The organism is Hymenobacter nitidus (assembly GCF_020447315.1).
Classification (GTDB): domain Bacteria; phylum Bacteroidota; class Bacteroidia; order Cytophagales; family Hymenobacteraceae; genus Hymenobacter; species Hymenobacter nitidus.
Genome location: NZ_JAJADQ010000005.1, coordinates 141,460 through 157,417 on the forward strand (window position 1 = coordinate 141,460; position 15,958 = coordinate 157,417).

General features: G+C 56.7%; 9 protein-coding genes. 3 read left to right on the forward strand and 6 right to left on the reverse strand.

What is annotated here, in order from left to right:
• The first annotated feature begins 151 nt into the window (after positions 1–151).
• The 3 genes from porQ (at position 152) to LGH70_RS11205 (ending at position 3,614) form a co-directional block, all read left to right on the forward strand.
• Positions 152–1,216, forward strand: a complete 1,065-nt coding sequence (porQ, locus tag LGH70_RS11195) for a type IX secretion system protein PorQ (RefSeq protein ID WP_226185563.1) — start codon at positions 152–154, stop codon at positions 1,214–1,216.
• Between the two features lie 126 nt (positions 1,217–1,342).
• Positions 1,343–2,758, forward strand: a complete 1,416-nt coding sequence (gene hslU, locus LGH70_RS11200; protein WP_226185564.1) for an ATP-dependent protease ATPase subunit HslU — start codon at positions 1,343–1,345, stop codon at positions 2,756–2,758.
• A 124-nt stretch (positions 2,759–2,882) separates the two neighbouring features.
• Positions 2,883–3,614: an SDR family NAD(P)-dependent oxidoreductase gene (locus tag LGH70_RS11205; protein WP_226185565.1), complete on the forward strand. Its 732-nt coding sequence runs from the start codon at positions 2,883–2,885 to the stop codon at positions 3,612–3,614.
• A 61-nt stretch (positions 3,615–3,675) separates the two neighbouring features.
• On the opposite strand, the gene LGH70_RS11210 is transcribed toward LGH70_RS11205, so the two are convergent.
• From LGH70_RS11210 to LGH70_RS11235, 6 genes are all read right to left on the reverse strand, one after another.
• The gene (locus tag LGH70_RS11210) at positions 3,676–5,319 is read right to left on the reverse strand and encodes a RagB/SusD family nutrient uptake outer membrane protein (RefSeq protein WP_226185566.1); all 1,644 of its coding nucleotides are present in this window, start codon (positions 5,317–5,319) and stop codon (positions 3,676–3,678) included.
• A 13-nt stretch (positions 5,320–5,332) separates the two neighbouring features.
• Entirely contained in the window at positions 5,333–8,524 is a 3,192-nt protein-coding gene (locus LGH70_RS11215) for a SusC/RagA family TonB-linked outer membrane protein (protein WP_226185567.1), read from the reverse strand.
• A 316-nt stretch (positions 8,525–8,840) separates the two neighbouring features.
• A complete protein-coding gene (locus LGH70_RS11220; RefSeq protein WP_226185568.1) occupies positions 8,841–9,431 on the reverse strand; it encodes a hypothetical protein in 591 nt (196 codons plus the stop codon).
• 37 nt (positions 9,432–9,468) lie between these two features.
• A complete protein-coding gene (locus tag LGH70_RS11225; protein ID WP_226185569.1) occupies positions 9,469–11,097 on the reverse strand; it encodes a SusD/RagB family nutrient-binding outer membrane lipoprotein in 1,629 nt (542 codons plus the stop codon).
• 26 nt (positions 11,098–11,123) lie between these two features.
• On the reverse strand, positions 11,124–14,363 hold the full coding sequence (locus LGH70_RS11230) for a SusC/RagA family TonB-linked outer membrane protein (RefSeq protein WP_226185572.1): 3,240 nt from the start codon (positions 14,361–14,363) through the stop codon (positions 11,124–11,126).
• Between the two features lie 191 nt (positions 14,364–14,554).
• Positions 14,555–15,925, reverse strand: coding sequence for a cytochrome c (locus tag LGH70_RS11235; protein ID WP_226185574.1), 1,371 nt, complete (start codon positions 15,923–15,925; stop codon positions 14,555–14,557).
• Positions 15,926–15,958: the final 33 nt, after the last annotated feature.

The following is a 15,958-nucleotide window of genomic DNA, read 5'->3' on the forward strand; positions in this document are numbered from 1 at the left end:
CCTTCCCACGATTGTTTTAGGACCGATATTCAGCGTACCGGCCTGAAAACAATGGGGAGGAGGCCGTAGAACATCTTCCCTCGGTCGGGCAATAAAACGGGCCGGCCGTACGTCTTACCCAGGATGCTTCCCAATCAACTATCTTAGAGGTATGAATCGACTGCTACACCGTTCGGCTTTGGTGCGGATTACTGTATTAGGACTCGGCTGCTTGCTGGCCCGGCCCGCGGCAGCCCAGATTGGCGGTCAGCAGGCGTTTTCCTTCCTGAATCTGCCGCCCAGCGCCAAGCTGGCCGGCTTAGGCGGCGTGAACGTGTCGTCGCGCGACGCGGATGGTACGATGCTGTACGGCAACCCGGCTTTGCTCAACAGTGAAATGGACGGGCGGCTGGCTTTGGGCTACGTCGACTTCCTGTCGGATATCAAGCAGAGCACCGCTTCCTACGTGTTCAATACCGAGCGTGCCGGCCGCTTCGGTATCGGCCTCACCTACCTGGATTACGGTAAGTTTGAGCAGTTCGACGCGGCCGGCAACAGCCAGGGGCAGTTTTCGGTCAGTGAGTATGCCCTAGGCGTCACGGATGCCTATACCAGCGGCAACTTCACCCTGGCCGGCACCCTGAAGCTGGCCGTATCCGGTATTGCCGGCAACCATTCGGTGGCCACCTTGGCCGACGTTGGCGCCCTGTTCAAGCATCCGACCCAGGATTTCAACGTGGGCCTGGTGGTGCGCAACGCGGGCATTCAGCTCAAGCCCTACGCCGGTTCCGAGCGGGAGCCCATGCCGCTCGACGTGCAGATTGGCACTTCCTTTAAGCCCGAGCACATGCCGCTGCGCATTTCCATTTCGGCCCATCACCTGCAGCAACTCGACATCGTGTACCTCGACCCCAACATCCGCGGGCAGCTCGACGAGAATAACGAAGAAATAAAGCCGAAGAAAAGCCTCGGCGACAAAATTGCCCGGCATTTCGTGGTGGGCGGGGAGCTGATTCTGGGTAAAAACCTGAACATTCGCCTGGGCTACAACCACCTGCAGCGCCGCGAGCTGCGGCTCGAGAATTCCGCTGGCGGTGCCGGCATCAGCTTCGGCGCAATGCTGCGCATCAGCCAGTTCCAGCTCGACTATACGCGGGCCGGCTACCATGCTTCCGGGGCCGCCAACTACTTCACCGTGGCCCGCAACATCGATTCGCTGTTCAAGAAGAGCGAGTAGCGGATGCGCCTCTTCTGTCCCGGCTAACCATTCGGCTGCCGGGCCGGTTTTCTGCCAACCTTTAGCCGCAGTTCCTGGTAATGGGAGCTGCGCTACTTTTTTACTAGCCTGCCATTCTCTCCACCTATGCTAGATTCGGACACCTTTCTCACCCCGGCCCAGATTGTGGCCGAGCTCGATAAGTACATCATCGGCCAGCACGATGCCAAGCGCCATGTGGCCATTGCCCTGCGCAACCGGTGGCGCCGCCTGCACGCGCCCTTCGATATGCAGCGCGAAATCGTGCCCAACAACATTCTGATGATCGGCTCGACGGGCGTAGGTAAAACGGAAATTGCCCGCCGCTTGGCCAGCATTGCCGGCGCTCCGTTCACGAAGGTGGAAGCCTCCAAATTTACGGAAGTCGGCTACGTAGGCCGCGACGTGGAAAGCATGGTGCGCGACCTGGTCGAGCAGTCGGTGAACATGGTGAAGCAGCGTCGCAAGGAGGAAGTGAAAAGCCGGGCCGCCCAGGCCGTGGAAGACATCATCCTCGACGCCCTGATTCCGCCCGTCACTGGCAGCGGCGTCACGGTGCCCAAGCCTTCCCTGGGCTTTGGCAACGAAGCCACCGGCATGCCCGATTCGGACTACGAGCTGAATGAGCGCACCCGGGAGAAGTTCCGCCTCAAAATCCGCAATGGCGAGTTGGAAGATCGTAAGATTGACATTCAGGTGCAGCAGCACAGCTCACCCGGTATCGGCGTAGTAGGCGGCCCGGCGGGCCTGGATGAGGCCTCACTCTCGGGCCTGCAGGACATGCTGGGCAGCATGATACCCAAGAAAACGCGCAAGCGGAAAGTAACCATTGCCGAGGCCCGCAAGATTCTGCTGGAGGAAGAAGCCGCCAAGCTCATCGACATGGATGAGGTGAAGGACGAAGCCATCCGGCAGGCCGAAAACGCGGGTATCATCTTTATCGACGAAATTGACAAAGTCGCCAGCCGTGCTGGCAAGGGTGGGGGAGGCGGCCCCGACGTGAGCCGGGAAGGCGTACAGCGTGACCTGCTGCCTATTGTGGAAGGCAGCGCCGTGAGCACCAAGTACGGCATCATCCACACCGACCACATCCTGTTTATTGCCGCCGGGGCCTTCCACGTCGCCAAGCCCAGCGACCTGATTCCGGAGCTACAGGGCCGCTTTCCGATTCGGGTGGAGCTGCTGAGCCTAACCAAGGAAGATTTCTACCGCATTCTGAAAGACCCCAAAAACGCGCTTACCAAGCAGTACGAAGCCTTGCTGAAAGCAGAAGAGGTCGAGCTTTGCTTCGACGACGAAGCCCTGGAACGACTGGCCGAAATTGCGTTTGAGGTAAACTCCGAGGTTGAGAATATTGGGGCGCGCCGTCTGCACACCGTTATGAGCCGCCTGCTGAACGACATTCTTTTCGATGTGCCGGATGTTATTGGTGCCCACGCGCATATCCAGATTACGCGTGAGTTGGTAGAAGAGCGGCTGCGCGACATGGTGCGCAACCGCGACCTGAGCCAGTACATTCTGTAAGCTACCAAGCTAAGTGAGCTGCTGCGTGCCGCTTAACGGTAGCAGGTTCCCCTACGTAACCGTACCGGGAGGCCTGCCACCGTTAAGCGGCATTTCTCGTTTCACCCTCTTATCAGTTCACTACATGCACTACTATATCATCACGGGGGCCAGCCGTGGCCTGGGCAAAGCGTTGGCGGAAGCTATTCTGCGTCAGCCGGGCACCACGGTGGTTGGCGTGTCGCGCCATGCTACCATCGAGCACCCCCGCTACTTCCACCAGCCCCTGGACCTGTCAGACATTGCCGCGGTGGAAAACAACCTGCACAAGGTGTTTCCGCGCTGGACGGATGCCGCCAGCGTTACGCTCATCAACAATGCCGCGGTGGTCGGCGACATTGGGTACGTGGGCGAGCAGACCAACGAGCACTACAATTTCGTGTTCGATGTGAATCTGGTAGCGCCGGCTATGCTGATGAACACCTTCCTGAGCGCCTATTCCGGCCTAAGCATGCCGCGCACGCTGCTCAATATCAGTAGTGGGGCCGCCCAGCGCCCCGTCGATGGCTGGGCGGCGTACTGCGCCTCCAAAGCGGCTCTGGAGGCCCTGACGGCTACCGCCCACAAGGAGCAGCTGCTGCGCGGCTCAGGAGTCCGCATTCACAGCCTTTCGCCCGGCGTAATCGATACGGGTATGCAGGAGCACATCCGCGCCGCCGAGCCCAACAGCTTCAGCGAAGCAGCGCGTTTCCATGAGTACCATCAGCAGGGCAGTCTGGCTGCGGCCGAACAGGTAGCTGCCCGGATAGTACAGTGGCTACAGAAGAGTGGGCGCCCGGACGAGGCGGTAGTGCTACGCCTGGCTGATATCTCATAGGACAGCATAAAAAAAGGCCCCAACCAATCGGTTGGGGCCTTTTTCTGTGACTAGCTACAGCTTAGTTGTAGCCAGGATTCTGCTGGCGGGCCAGCGTAGGGTTGTTGGCAATTTCCACCGCCGGGATAGGCCACAGGAAGCGACCATCGGTTGCAGGAATACCCGTTACGCTGCGGTTCAGCGTAACACCGGTGCCGTTGCAAGCATAGTTGGCGGCAATAGAGCCAGCGCTGGTAATCTTGCTGGGCAGACCGGCAACAGTGCCGGTAGGCGTCGTGCGGGTAGCATACTGAGCATCCGCCGACAGGCGGTGGATGTCATCCCAACGGAAGCCTTCAGCCACCAGCTCAATGCGACGCTCGTTCAGGATGGCCTGAACCAGGTCGGCAGGAGCAGTAGCATAGACGTCAGCTGCGGCGACCGAACGGTTACGCACAGCATTCAGCAGCGCCAGAGCGCGGGCCGTGTTGCCTTTGCGGGCTTCAGCCTCAGCTTGGTTCAGAATTACTTCCGAGTATCGAATAATAGGAGCCCAGTCCGTGTTGTTCTTGGCATCCTTGTATTTGTAGGTGAAGTAACGCGTGCCGTCAAACTGCAGCAACTGAGTGCGACGACGGTCAGTGCAAGTCCAGAACGGAGCGTTGTACAGAACCGGGCTGATGGCAATCAGACCACGTCCGCCGATACCGGCGGGAGGAGTAGCTGCTGGCGAGCCATACATGTTCGGCAGGGCGCCGTTCACGCCTGGGTTGTCGTCAGCGCTGTTCTCTACCGAGAAGATAGCCTCGTTCGTAACGGCGTTACCTACGAAAGCAGCATCAGCGGAAGGCGTCAGCGCATAGCCACCGATTGGGCTGGTGAACGTAGCCGAAACGATCTTGTTACCTTCCGTAACAGCGGCATCCCAGTTACCCATGTGCAGGTTCAGACGCTGCTTCAGAGCAATGGCAGCTCCTTTCGTAACGCGCGTTACCTTCAGGGTGCCACTGCGGGTAGCAGGCAAGTTGGTCTCAGCGTATACCAAGTCCTCCAGCATTTTGTCGTACACTTCCTTTACCGTGTTGCGGCCCTGGGTTTTGGCCCGGGTAGCAGCCTCAATCGTGTTGATGGCAAAGTCACGGTATGGGACGCCAGGGTTAGCACCGTTGCCGGCGGTGTAGGGCTTAGCGAAGTGAACCAGCAGCTCATGGTACGCCAGGGCCCGCAGGAAGCGAAGCTCGCCTTCGAAGATTACGGCGTCAGCAGCGGGAATTACGCCCGAAGTCTGCGCAGTCCGTACGCCGGCGATGGTTGTGTTGGCCTGGTTGATCATCGCGTACAGCGTCGCCCACATGTTGTGGATGTTGGGGCTGTTGGGCTGCTGCGTGTTGGCGTACACAATGCCGAAGAAGCCGGCCATGTCTACTACGTCTTCACCGCGAACGTCACCGAACTCGTTGGCGGCCGCGCCGAAGGGATACCCCCGTACCGCCAGACCAGTACCGTTCAGTGGGTCGTAGAAGCCCGACTGAGCCGCGTTGTACACACCCGTTACGGCCAGGTTTACCTTCTCAGGCGAGCTGTAGACAACTTCTTCAGCTACGGCCGTCTTGGGCTCCAGGTCGGTAATTTCGTTGCAGCTGGCGGCACCGAAGGCCAACACTGCTACAAGCGAAGCTACCCGCACGTTGTAAGGAAGGAATTTAGAAAATAAGGTATTGCTCATGGACTCGGTTCAATTAAAAGTTAACGTTCAAGCCACCCGTGATAACGCGCTGCTGTGGGTTGGCATTGAAGTCAATACCAGCCTGCGTGTTGCCTAGCAGTGCCTGACCCGTGTTCTGGTTTACCTCGGGGTCAACACCACTGTAGTTGGTGATGGTTGCAATGTTTTGTGCTTGAACGTAGACACGAATGCGGCTCAGACCCGTTCTGCCGATCAGGCTCTGGGGCAGCGTGTAGCCCAGGGTGATGTTCTGCAGACGGATGAAGTCGCCTTTCTCAACAAAGCGCGTGTTGGCCGAGTTGTTCTGGTTGATGAAGTCCGAGTTCAGGTATACCAGTTTCGGAACGTCCGTGTTCTGGCCAGGAGCAGTCCAACGGTCCAGAATCTCGGTGCCGTTGTTCAGGAACTCCTGACGCAGCAACTGCTGACGCGACACGTTCATGATCTTGTTGCCACCCGAGAAACGAGCGAAGATTTCGAAGTCGAAACCTTTGTAGGTCAATGTGTTGGTTAGACCGCCGAAATAGGTGGGGTTCGAGTTGCCCAGAACCTTCTTATCTGTGGTGGGGCTCAGCGACGACTCGTTATTTGCCTTGCTTGCATCGTTGGGGTCGCGCAGTACGAGTGCAGCATTAGGGTTGTTGGGGTCATACAGGAAGTATTTGCCCGAACGGGGGTCGTTCACATCAATGAAGCCCTGTACCAGTGTGCCAGCAGCATCCTGCTTCTTGTAGATTGGGTAGCCGTTAGCAGGGTTCACGCCCGCATACTCGTAGCCGTAGATAGAGCCAATTGACTCCCCTACGCGGGTAACGTTGTAGTTCGACAGGATGTCTTCGTTGTTGTTGGTTTCAAGAACACGGTTTTTGTTGGTCGCGAAGTTGAAGCTGGTGCTCCAGGTGAAGTCTTCCTTCACGATGTTCTGCGTGGTCAGGCTAAGTTCGAAACCTTGGTTGCGCAGCGCACCGATGTTAGCATAGTAGCCGTTGCCGGGAACACCCAGCGACAGGGGCAGCTGTACGAACTGTACCAGGCCGTCCACGTCGTTGCGGTAGTAGTCAGCGGTTACGCCGATACGGCCGTCCAGGAAGCCCAGGTCCAGACCTACGTCCTTCTTGTTCGACGATTCCCACTTCAGGTTGTAGTTGCCGAACTGGCCGTTGATGTTGTAGCCAATACCGTTCTGTGCGCCATACTTACCGGCACCATACAAGCTGGCGTAGGGGTAAGCATCACCCAGTTCAACGTTACCTACTACTGCGTAGCTAGCACGCAGTTTGAGGTCGTTCCAGAAGCCGAGGCCCAGGCCTTTGAAGAAGGGCTCTTCCGAAACGCGCCAGCCGATCGAGCCGCCGGGGAAGATACCATCACGCGTAGCTTCGGGAAGCTGAGAAATAGCATCGCGACGTACGCTGGCGCTCAACAGGTAGCGGTCTTTCAACGAGTAGTTTACACGGCCGAAGAACGACTGGAAGCCACGCTCGTTGATCGTACCACCAACAGTGGGGGTAGAATAGGTGCCGGATACAAGGTTTTCTGGACCGAAGAAACGGTCAGCCAGACCAGTTGCCTGACCGAAGAACGAGGTCGACTTGGTCTTCTGCAGTTCTACACCACCCACAAACGAGATTTTGTGAATGTCAGCCAGCGTTTTGTTGTAGCTCAACGTGTTCTGCCAGTTCCAACGGAAAGTAGGCGCGAACGACTGGTATACCAGACCGGCTACACCACGGCCGTCGCCGTGGCGAGGATCGTAGTAGTTGAAGTCGTCGTTGAGGAAGAAGTCAGTACCGTACTGGGTGCGCAGGGTCAGGCCCGTGATAGGCTCGATTTCACCATACACGTTGCCCAGGATACGGTAGTTGGTAGCCCGGAAGACGTTGTTCTCCAGGGGGAACAGCAGGTTAGGCAGGTTGTTGGCAATGCCCAGCTTGTTGCTGCCGCTGCCCAAAGCCGCGCCGTTGGCGGTGATGTAAGGAGTGCCATCGGGGTTGCGAGCTGGAACGTTCGGGAACAGCGACAGAGCGCTCGATACGTTACCCGACAAGCTGTTGGCACCCGTGTTCAGACCGTTGTTCACGGTGCGAGTGAGACCCAGGCTGGTGCCTACGCGGAACCATTTCTTTACTTCCTGGTCTACGTTGGCACGGAAAGTCGCGCGCTGAATGCTGTTGGTCTTTACGACACCTTGCTGGTCGGTGTAACCCACCGAGAAGTAGTAGCTCGTTTTCTCGTTAGCACCAGCTACCGACAGAGCGTGGTTTTGCTGGAAGCCCTGACGGAAAACCAGATCCTGCCAATCGGTGTCAGCCTTCTGGCCGTTGGCCTCATACGGGAAAGCGGCGGGAGCTGCTTTGGCGTTCACCAGCATTTCGTTCTTAATGGTAACGAACTGGTCGGCGTTCAGCACTTCGTAGCGCTTCAGCGTTTCGGCTACACCCAGGTAGGTGTCGTAGCTGATACGGGCTTTGCCCAACTTGCCTTTTTTGGTCGTAATCAGAATTACACCGTTGGCAGCGCGCGAACCGTAGATAGCCGTAGACGAACCGTCTTTCAGCACTTCGTACGACTCGATGTCGGAGGGGTTGATGTCAGCCAAAGGGTTGTTCGGAGTACCGCTCGAGCTCTGGTTGCCCGTGATAATCGGCACACCATCTACTACTACGAGTGGGAAGGTGTTCGACGAAATCGAGTTGGTACCACGAATCAGGATGCGGGGCTGCTGGCCCAACAGACCCGAAGGCGTAGAAACCTGCACACCGGCAGCCCGACCAGCCAATTGCTGGGCAAAGCTGGGAGATGCTAGGTTGGCAATGGCTTCGCCTTGTACGGAGGAGATAGAGCCCGTTACGTCGCGGCGTTCCTGCGTGCCGTAACCGGTTACTACTACTTCGCTCAACTGCTTGCTGTCAACGGCCAAGCCGATGTTGAGTTGATCTTCCGTACCAATCGCCCGCTCGGTCTGAATGAAGCCGATAGAGCTAAATACTAGGGTACCACCGGCTGGTGGAACGCTCAAGGTGTAGGTGCCATCCGAGTTCGTGGACACACCGTTGGTGGTGCCTTTAAGCAGAACAGTAACGCCTGGCAGGCCTTCGCCCGACTGACGGTCCGTAACCCGACCGGATATGTTCCGGTTCTGGGCAGTTACCTGCTGTAACAGGGTGAACATGAGTAGTAAACTCATGAATAGAATTTTTTTCATGCAGAAAAAAGTTTGGGTTAGAATATAAGCGGGGCGAGAGAACCGCTTTTACCTCTTAAAAATACTCACAGTTAATCGAAACTAAATTTTCTGTCAGCTTTTTTTTCATAAACCTGAAGATTAAAAAGTCTCTTAGAGAATTAGAGTATATGAAGGTATTTATATGAAATAGCTGTTTTTATAGGCTGTATGAATGGAATGCAGGAATTAATCTATTTAAAATAGAAAATACTACATCGGCTAAAAAAGGGAAAAATAAAAAGTGCTGGCACCTAACAGGTACCAGCACTTCTGAATAATAGGCTGATCTGCCGAATTACGGGTTGCGGAATACCGCAATAGCCGCGTAAGGCGCCAGAATCTGCGTACCAGTGGGGGAACCAGCAGCGTTAGTAGGAGCCAAAACGATGCGGCGTCCGCCTTCAACGATAAGATCGAAGGTGAAGACAATGGCGTCGTTTGCCAGTACCAGGTTATTGAAAGCATCCGGGCCAGCCGCTGGAATCACCGGCACCAGGGTAGTACCCGATAGACGGCTCAATCCCTGCAAGGCATCCTTGCTATTAATGGAGACGGTTGCCGGAAACGAGCTGTAGTCGCCAGCCTTTACGCGTGGGCTTACAACGGCACCCCGGCGGTAGCTTTTGAATACTTCAACGCGCTCAACTTTCAGGTCACGCTCTTTGCCTAGGTCGATGGTAAATTCAAATACCGGACGGGTTGGGTTAGAGCTGGTAGCGGCCTTGGACGAATTCAGGTCAAAGAAACTTTTTGCCGGATTCACCTGGGGGAAAATGGCTGGTACGCTTTCTACAGCGGGTGCTGGCATATTGCTTTCTTCTTTGCAGGAAGTAAGTCCTGCTCCGGAGGCAACCAGCAAAAACAAGCCGAAAACTATTTTTTTCATGGAAGTCAGAGTTTTGATTTTAAATGGAAGAGCAAACTCAGTTGATATCCCAGAAAATCCGGTCTGTAAATACGTTCACCTGCTTTGGCGCATTCGGGTTGGCCGTCAGGTCGTCCTGGCGGTAAGGCAAACGCAGGGGGTAACCGCCGGTCAGGCGGGTGTTGGGCTCACTCGGGCTGCCGGGCAGCGTAATGGCTGGGTAGCCGGTGCGGCGGTAGTCGGTGTAGATGTCCTCGCCAAAGCCAAAGCCAGCCTTATACTTCTCCTGCATGATAATGCGGAGCTTACCGGCAGCATTCTCGGCGTTGTAGCGGGCCATAACGGCCGTAATGTAGCCTTCGATAGTCTGCGGACCCGTGGCAGGGCCAGTAGCTGGAATCGTTGGGCTGCCATCTGTGGAAGCAATGGCATTTACCTTATCGAAGGCAGCCTGCATACCGTCACGCAGAGCAGTACCAGCTTCGGTCGGGTTGTTCAGAATCGTCAGGCGAGCCTCGGCTTCCGTGAACCGGCGGCTGGCGTAGGTAAGGAAGCGCTGGGCCACGATACCTTTACCCGAGTTGCCGTCGGCTACCCCACCAGTGCCGTTGTCGTACTTGCCACCTACTGGGTACAAGCCGGGCAGGGTGCGGATGGTCGAGTTGTTCTGGTTTTGGTTAGGACCAAAGCTGCCCAGGAGCACCGTGATAAACCGGCCCAGCTGGAAGTCAGCTACCGCCTGGGGGTTGCTATTGGCTACCTGGTTGTAGAAATAGTAACGCAGACGCGGGTCGTCTTTACCTCCGTTGTCGGCGTTGGCCAACATCATGTCGACGTAGAAGAAACGGCCAATCAGGTTTTCTCGGCTCGACGTAACGTAGTCGGCAATGAAGCCCAGGTTACGGTTTTCCGGCGTCGTCGACTGGTTGTAGCGGAACTCGTAGTCGTCGGCATTCGTCGTCATCAGGTCCTGGCCCAATACTTCCGTAACCTTCGCATTGAGGCTGGTAGCACCCAATACCGGCTCCGGGTTCAGACGAATCTGGTTGTAGAGCTTCAGCTTCAGCGTCCGGCCCAGGCGTGCCCACTTGGTCTTGTTGCCGCCATAAATCAGGTCCGACGTTGCCAGGCCAGGGGAGTTGCTGGGTTTGGCCAGGTTGTCTAGGCCCGCGTCGATAAGGCCCAGCAGGCTCTTATAGATTTCGGAGTCCTTGTCGAACCGGGGAGCCCGGTTAGCAGCGCCCTGTAGGGCTTCGGAGTAGGGAATGTCGCCCCACACGTCCACCATCTGGCTGAAGACAAACGCCTTCTGAATTTGGGCAATGCCTACGTAATCCCAGTTTTGGGAGGCTGTGCCTTGGGTAATGACCTGCTCGTTGTTAACCAGGCAGTCGGAGTACAGACCAGCCCACTGGTTGCTAAACGAGCTGCCATCGGGTGAGTAGGAGCCTACGTCGCGGGTGCTGGCCAGTTGGTTTACCAGCGTGGAAGTCGACTGGCTCAGGCCTAGGGCGCTCAGGCCCAGGTAAACGCTCATGGAGCCTTGGGTAGCCGGCAGGATTTCCTGCAGCCGGGCCGAGGTGGGGTTCAGGGGGTCGACGTTGATGTCGTAGAAATCTTTGCAACCCGGCGTAGCGGCCAACAAGCTCAGTAGAGCCAGGGCAGCGGTACCTTTACGTAAATTCATATAAGAAGAAAGCAAGAAGGTCAAGACTAGAAGTTAACCCGCAGGTTGATGCCGTAGCGGCGAACGGAAGGCGAGTTGGTATACTCGATGCCCTGCACGTTTGAACCAGAGTTGAACGTGCTGGTCTCGGGGTCGAAGTTGGTGTACTTCGGAATGTTAGGCGAATACCACCACAGGTTACGACCTGATACCGAGATGTTAACCAGGCCGAAGGGAGTCTTGCCCAGCAACGACTTAGGCAAGTCGTAGCCCAGGGTAATTTCCCGCAGACGAACGGTGGTAGCATCGTAAATGGACTGCTCGGCGGCCCCGCCGATACCTGCAGAACCTGTTCCGAAGTAGTAATCGTTCAACGAAATAGCCGTGTTGTTCGGAATGGTGTTGCCATTACCGTCGCGGATGGGCTGGTGCGTGTTGGGGTCACCTTGTACACCTTTGATTACGAACAGCTGCTCCCGGTCTTCCGTGTCGCGCGTTACACCGCGCCCCAGCTCTGATTGCAGGGTCGTGGAGTAGATGCTGCCGCCTTTGCGGTAGTCAATCAGCGTGTTCAGGGTCAGACCCTTGTAGGTGAACTGGTTGATGAAACCCATCAGGAACTGAGGGTTAGGGTTACCGATAATCTTGGGGTCCAGGGCGGGAATCATGCGGCCGGTGGTGGGGTCCACCAGCACGTTGCCCTGCTCGTCGCGGTCCACGTTCGAGCCGTAGAGGGCACCGTAGGGCTGACCGGGCTGCAGGATAGGCTGCACCAGACCCGAGCCGAAGCCCTGGTCAATAACCAACAGGTCCAGGCCATCGGTCAGGCTCTCCACGATGTTCTTGTTGTGCGTGAAGTTGAAGGTGCTCGACCAGCGGAAACCACGGGTGTCTACTGGTACTACCGTAGCCGCCAGTTCCACGCCTTTGTTGGAGATTTCGCCGAAGTTGGTCAGCAGTACGCCGTAGCCCGTCGCCGAAGGCAGCGTAACTGGTCCAATCTGGTTGGTCGTGCGCTTATCGTAGTAGGAAGCACTGACGGTAATCCGGTTCTTAAAGAAGTTCAGATCGGTACCAAATTCCAGTTCGCTCGTGAATTCGGGCGTCAGGCCAGGGTTGCCAATCGAGCCGCTCAGCGCCAGGGCTGGTACGCCGTTGAAAGGGAAGTCTGTCGTGCCAACGTTGTTGCCGTAGCGGGGGTTGTTCAGGTACGTGGTCAGACCGGCATCGTAGGGGCTGGCGTCTTTGCCTACACGGGCATAGCCAGCCCGAACTTTACCGGAAGAAAGCCAGGAGTAGTCCAGGCCCAGGGCTTCCGTGAAAATCAGGGAGCCGCTTACGCTGGGGTAGAAAAAGCCGCGGCCCGTGTTGCCAAGGATACCGTCTTTATTCAGCGTAGACGAAGCATCACGACGAGCGGTGGCGTTCAGGTAAGCCCAGTCTTTGTAGCTCACCCCTACTTCACCCATGAAACCCATCAGGCGACGCTTCGAGAACTGCGGACCGTAAGGCTGCACGGCAGTCGTGTTGCCCAGGTTGTCGATACCGAAGATTACGATACCGGTACCCAGGAAAGAAGCAGCTTCAAACTGGCGCTGGTTGATCTGGTTGCCCACCAACACCCGCAGGCCGATGTCTTCCGTCAGGTTTTTGTCGAAAGTCAGCGTTACGGTCTGTTCCAATTCGGTGTTCTGGAGTTTGTCCTCCACGATACGACCGGTGTCATATTTACCCGTGTTGCCGGGGCGAATAGTCGAGCGGCGGGAATCGGTCCACGTGTTTACACCACCGATGTAGCTCAGCGTCAGCCATTCTTTGAAGGCGTAGCTACCCGTGATGCTGCTCACGACCCGGTCAGCCCGCGAAGTGTAGGAATTGTTCTCCGTCGACCAGATAGGGTTGTCAGCCTGGGTCGACAGCCAGCCGAATACCGAACCGTTGGTGATGGGGTCCGTGTTGGGCAGGTTCTGCAGATCCAGGTTACGAGGCATGAACAGCAGGCGGGACAGGGCCGAGTTGCCGCCCTGGGCGCTGCTACCACCGGTCAGGGGGCCGCGCTGATCCGAGTTGGTATAGGCTACGTTGCCACCAATGGTGAACTTGTTGTAGGTGCCTGAGCCACCGGCGCTGATGTTGTTGCGCACGAACGAAGAGTTCGGGATGATACCCTTGTTGTCGGAACGCGACACAACGGCCGTGAACTTGGCGTTGTCGCTGTTGCCGCTCAGCGTAATGGAGTTCTCATACAGGCGGCCCGTATTGAAGAAGTCTTTTACGTTGTTGGGAGCGGCCTGGTACGGGATGGTAGCGTCAGCCGGAATGTTGGGGAAGTTCGGGTTGCCGGCCTGGGGATGAGCAATCGTTGCGGGAGCCTGTGGGCTGCCGAAGCGTGGACCCCAGGAGCCGTTGGTCAGGAACGGACCAACGAAGTTGGCACCAGTACCATACGAGTTCTGGTATTCGGGCAAGCCGGCTACCGTCTCCAGGGAGTAGGAAGTGCTATAGCCCAGCTGAATGCCTTTGGCACCACGAGCACGGCTGCCCGTTTTGGTGGTAATGATGATAACGCCACCGGCAGCGCGCGAGCCGTAAAGGGCAGCCGCAGCGGCACCTTTCAGAATGGTCTGCGACTCAATGTTGTTGGGGTCGATATCGACAGCGCGGTTGGAATAGCTCGTGCCTTCTACCAGAACGTTGTCGGAGTCGAACTGGCTGTTGTCGTAGGGCACACCATCTACCACGAACAGCGGACCGTTGGTACCAGTCAGGGAGTTGTTACCCCGGATAATGATTTTGGTAGAGCCACCGGGAGTGCTGCTGGCGCTGGTTACGTTCACACCCGTAACCTTGCCGGCCAGCGCGCGAATAGCGTCCGGCTCAGATTTCTGCACGAGCTGGTCGGCAGAAATGTCGGCCACGGCATAACCCAGGGCCCGCTTTTCGCGGGAAATACCCAGCGCCGTTACCACTACTTCGTTCAGCTGCTCGGTATTAACGGCCAGCGAAACATCAATCGTGTTGCTGTTGGTGATGGCCCGCTCCTGTGAAGCGTAGCCCAGTTGCTTGAATACAAGGGTAGTTGCATCGGCCGGAACCGATAGAGTATAGGTGCCCTCGGCATTGGTAGCAGTGCCGATACTGGTTCCTTTTACCAGAACGCTTACACCTGGTAAGCCATCATTGGTCGTGACGTCGAGTACTCGTCCCGAGATTGCCCGATTCTGCGCCCAAGCGCTCCCAATCAGGGTCAATGACAGGAATAAACTCATCAGTAAGAGTTTTTTCATGAAAGAGGTGGAGTGAAAAATGGAAAAAATGCGAGGTGTGATGAAAGGTTTAATTGCTAAAAGTAAAACATATTTTTTGGATCAGCTACTCCTATGAAAAGCGCTATATAGCTCAACGGGGGAGTGGGTTTGGAGCCACATAAGCATGATGCCATCCCTGGTTGAATTCCACACGGCACGGCGGGCAGCGGCTACAATATTTTTGCTTCGTCGCCGGCCTGGTAGGGCAGAAACAGAATAATGAGGTTGAGCATTTCACTGCGGGTTTCCATCAGATCCTGAGAAATAACGCGCCGCGGGGGAGAGAAGGGGTTGTTTGGGTTGGCTGCCGAGTTGTCGTACTCGCCCTCCACGGTGATGACGGCGCCCTTTGGTAGGTGCTGCAGCTGCCGGAACCGGTAGGCTTCCTGCCAGCGGAAATCCCAGTCTGGGATGCTCACCAAGTTAATCTGTTTTCCCTCCGCGGTGGTGGCCCAGGCTTTAAAAGACTTGCCCAGCAAGTGCATGTGGGGCCACACATACAGCAGGGAAATATCCTGCGCCAGCTTCAGGTTTACCCGAAACTTTTTGATGCTGTCGGCCGGAATAACCAGGGGCGGAGTGATTTCACCGACGCCCGCTGAGCCAATGCTCAGGGCCTTGATTTCCCGCTTGATCGGGGCCTTGGCAAAGTAGATGTTCACGCTCGACCAGTCGGTGGTGTCTACCGCTGAGGGCCCGTAGTGTACCGTGAGTAGAATCACTCCGCGCTTGGGCATGGTAAACCCGACTCCGCTCGGAAATTCCTGGGTGGTGCTGCCCGGTATCCAGCCGCCGTAGTAGGCTACTTCCTGCATGAGCGGTTTAAACTCCTGCATGTTGGTCAGGAACTGGTCGGAAATAACCAAGTCGTTGCCCTTGTAGATGTCTACCTCCGGCCCTACGCTCTGCACGGCATAGTTGGCATGATGCAGCAGGCGGCGGTTGTTGGCCACAAACTCAATGGCCCGGATGGGCTGGGCCGTCGGGAGCTCAAACGGAATCTTGAACATGACAAAGTTCTCATTCCCGTCGCCCTTGATGCGGAATGCTTCTTTCGGACGCAGTACCAGGTCGGGCTGGCCCAGCGGGGCTTGGCTGCGTAGCTCGGCCTTCTTGGGCTTACGGTCGGCGCCCTGGGGGGCACCAGCCTCTACCCAGCTCTTGATGAGGGCAATCTGCTCTTCGGTTAGTCGTCGCTCATTGCCAAAGGACACGTAGTGCGGGTCTGCCTTCCACGGCGGCATGTAGCGGGACTCGGTTACGCGCTGAATGGTCTTGGCGCGGCGTGCTACATCCGGGTAGGTCAGCAGCGAAAATGGCCCGGCTCCGTTGGGCTTATGGCAGGAAACGCAGTTGGTAGCCAGGATGGGAGCAATGTGCTCGGAGTAAGTAACCGCTTTTTTCTGCTGGGCGGCACCGGGCTGGGCGGCAACTAAAGCGTAAAGAAAGGCGAGGGAGAAAACTCGCGCTGGCAGGCTAACCAGGCAAGAGGAAAAGAGGCGCTTCACGGGTCGAAAAACCTGAGAAAGGGGGTGGTTCATTCCTCTAAGATACCGAGAAATTTTTCGGTGTAA

Bases quoted from the DNA above. Each gene is read 5' to 3' on its own strand.
- porQ (WP_226185563.1), top strand. From the start codon at position 152: ATGAATCGACTGCTACACCGTTCGGCTTTGGTGCGGATTACTGTATTA.
- hslU (WP_226185564.1), top strand. From the start codon at position 1,343: ATGCTAGATTCGGACACCTTTCTCACCCCGGCCCAGATTGTGGCCGAG.
- LGH70_RS11205 (WP_226185565.1), top strand. From the start codon at position 2,883: ATGCACTACTATATCATCACGGGGGCCAGCCGTGGCCTGGGCAAAGCG.
- LGH70_RS11210 (WP_226185566.1), bottom strand. From the start codon at position 5,319: ATGAGCAATACCTTATTTTCTAAATTCCTTCCTTACAACGTGCGGGTA.
- LGH70_RS11215 (WP_226185567.1), bottom strand. From the start codon at position 8,524: ATGAAAAAAATTCTATTCATGAGTTTACTACTCATGTTCACCCTGTTA.
- LGH70_RS11220 (WP_226185568.1), bottom strand. From the start codon at position 9,431: ATGAAAAAAATAGTTTTCGGCTTGTTTTTGCTGGTTGCCTCCGGAGCA.
- LGH70_RS11225 (WP_226185569.1), bottom strand. From the start codon at position 11,097: ATGAATTTACGTAAAGGTACCGCTGCCCTGGCTCTACTGAGCTTGTTG.
- LGH70_RS11230 (WP_226185572.1), bottom strand. From the start codon at position 14,363: ATGAAAAAACTCTTACTGATGAGTTTATTCCTGTCATTGACCCTGATT.
- LGH70_RS11235 (WP_226185574.1), bottom strand. From the start codon at position 15,925: ATGAACCACCCCCTTTCTCAGGTTTTTCGACCCGTGAAGCGCCTCTTT.